This window comes from Chromohalobacter sp. 296-RDG, assembly GCF_029889885.1.
Taxonomy (GTDB): Bacteria; Pseudomonadota; Gammaproteobacteria; order Pseudomonadales; family Halomonadaceae; genus Chromohalobacter.
Genome location: NZ_JARANY010000134.1, coordinates 1 through 2,667 on the forward strand (window position 1 = coordinate 1; position 2,667 = coordinate 2,667).

The 2,667-nt window shown below is 63.0% G+C and carries 2 protein-coding genes; both read left to right on the plus strand.

The window, feature by feature from the left end:
- Positions 1-245: 245 nt before the first annotated feature.
- On the plus strand, positions 246-1,769 hold the full coding sequence (gene istA, locus OP495_RS17060) for an IS21 family transposase (RefSeq protein ID WP_280570936.1): 1,524 nt from the start codon (positions 246-248) through the stop codon (positions 1,767-1,769).
- A complete protein-coding gene (gene istB / locus OP495_RS17065) occupies positions 1,756-2,496 on the plus strand; it encodes an IS21-like element helper ATPase IstB (RefSeq protein WP_280570937.1) in 741 nt (246 codons plus the stop codon). The genes istA and istB overlap by 14 nt, the downstream gene beginning before the upstream one ends.
- Positions 2,497-2,667 lie beyond the last annotated feature (171 nt).

Below are 2,667 nucleotides of genomic sequence, written 5' to 3' on the forward strand. Positions count from 1 at the left end.
TCTCGCGGTTTACGCCGACGCCTGCGAATGGGTCGAACTACCCAACACGCTGGGTATGGTGCTGCATGCCGACGGCGGTTACCTGGGCTCCAAGCCCTATTGTGCCTCGGGTGTTAATGGCCATCTAAACTGACCCAGTACTGGCCATCGCTTTTGACCCACCTTTCGAGGTGGCAGCGATGCCACCGGCCACTTACCGTTTCGGCTGAATTTGCAGCTGGAGCGGAGCGATCAAGGACTGGGTTATGATTCACAAGATCAAGGCGCTCTACGACGACGGAGACGGGCTGTCGATCCGGGCCATTGGCCAGGAGCTCGATTTATCCCGCAACACCGTGCGCAAGTACCTGCGCCAGGACGAAGCCGCGATCGAGGCCGCCCAAACGTTCCGGGCACGCAGCAAGAAACTCGACACCCATCGCGACTACATCGCGTACCTGCTGCATCGGTATCCGCGGCTGAGCAGCGTCAAGATCGCGCGCAAGCTGCGCGACAAGGTGGGCGAGCTGGACGCCTCGCAGCGCAGTCTGCGTCGCTACGTCCAGCACATGAAGCGGACCGTTGCCAGCGGCCAGCCGCGCTACTACGAGCCGGTCCTCGACATGGTCCCCGGCGTCCAGTGCCAGGTGGATCCCGGCGAGCTTCGGGACGTGGTCATTGGCGGGACGCCGCGCACGGTGTACTTCGTGGTATTTGTGCTGTCCTATTCGCGGCTGGCCTATGTCGGGTTACGCTTCAAACCGCTGGATACTGCCGCCTTCATCCAGCTACACGACGAAGCCTTCCGCTACTTCGGCGGCATGCCGGAGGAATGCGTCTACGACCAGACCAAGATGGTGGTCATCAACGAGCAATTCCGGGAGCTGACGGTCAACCAGCGGTTTCACGAATACGCCGCCACCGCCGGTTTCCGCGTCCAGGCCTGCCGCGGTTACGACCCCGAGAGCAAGGGCAAGGTCGAAGCCGGGGTGAAATACGTCAAGCAGGACGCTTTCTACGGCGACACCTTCGCCGATGAGGCCGAGCTGCGCGGCCACGTTCAGCAATGGCTTGATGACGTCGCCAATGTGCGCATCCACGGCACCACGGGCCGTCAGCCCCGGGCCCACTTCGAAGCTGAGGAACGCCACCAGCTGCGCGGCTATCTGACACCCGCCTGCATCGCACGCGATACCGACGGCCTGGCCACGCGTCAGGTCGACAAGACCGGGCTGATCGCCTGGCAGGCCAACAAGTACTCGGTGCCCATGGCCTACCAGCAGGGCCGTGTCGGTGTCCGGGCCGACGACACCACCCTCCAGATCGCCGATCTGGAAAGCGGCGAGGTGATCGCTACCCACAGCCTGTGCTTCGACAAGGGCGGCGTGCAGCGCAATCGCGATCATTATCGCGACCACGAACAGCACGAAGCCGATCTTGAGCAGGCCATCGCCGCGCAGCTAGGCGCCAGCCTGGGCCGCGCGCTCTGTCAGCGCCTGCGGGCGTCCATGCCGCGCCACTACAAGGACCAGCTCGGCGCGGCCAAGCGCATCATCGAGGCACAGGACAACCGGGATCTCGCGCAGCTCGAGACATGGCTCGAACGGGAGGGCGTCACCGCCGGTCTGCTGAAACAGCGGCTGGAAGCGGCCCGTCAGGCCCGAGCCCGCGGCCGGGCCACCGATGACACAGTCCCGCCCGCCGCCGAGGCGGCATCGCTGGATTTGACGCCCTACGCCCGACTTGGCCGTCCGGCCGGCCAGCAGGAGGTGACCCATGGGACAACTTGAGGCCACCGCCGGGCGCTACCGCAGCCTGCGCCTGAGCGCCATTGCCGGCGATCTCGCGGACCTGCTCGGTCAGGCCGAGGCCAACGAGGTCTCCTACCTGACCTTCGCCGACATGCTCGCCGAGCACGAACGTGCCCAGCGCGAGGCCAAACGGATCGATCTGTACCGGCGCCAGGCCAAATTCCCCAGCGACAAGCGTCTCGAGGATTTCGACTACCGGTATCAGACCACGATCACCAAGCGCCAGATCAATGCGCTGCTCGACTTCGCCTTTCTCGATAACCGCGAGAATCTGGTGCTGATCGGCCCGCCGGGCGTGGGCAAGACCCACCTGGCGATCGGGGTCGCGCAAAAAGCCATCGAGGCCGGCTACCGGGTGCGCTTTCGCAATGCCCTCGACCTGGTGGAAGAGCTCGAGCTTGCCGAAATGAAAGGCGAACTGAAAAAGAAGCTGGCGCAACTAGCCAAAGTGGATGCCCTGGTGATCGACGAACTGGGCTATTTGCCGATGAGCCGGCAGGCCCGCTATGCGCTCTTCCAGCTGGTCAACCGCTTCTACGAGCACCGGTCACTGATGATCACCACCAACAAGGACTTTACCCACTGGGGTGAATTCTTCCACGACGATAACGTCGCGGTGCCGATCGTCGATCGAATCATCCATCACTCGCACGTCTACATGCTGGGAGGCGAAAGCTATCGGCTGAAGCAGAAAACGCTCAGCTGACCGTCATGGGTGGGTCAATTCTATTGGCCAGAAGTGGGTCAGTCTTGTTGGCCATTGACACTCGGGCAAGTACATTGATCGCATGTCGGATCACTGCTCTCAGTGTCGCTATGATCCAAAACAAAGCGTAGGCGACGATGCCTGCCCGCTCAACGCCTTGTACTGGCGCTT

Coding starts and splice junctions, on each gene's coding strand:
- istA (WP_280570936.1), top strand. CDS start 246: ATGATTCACAAGATCAAGGCGCTCTACGACGACGGAGACGGGCTGTCG.
- istB (WP_280570937.1), top strand. CDS start 1,756: ATGGGACAACTTGAGGCCACCGCCGGGCGCTACCGCAGCCTGCGCCTG.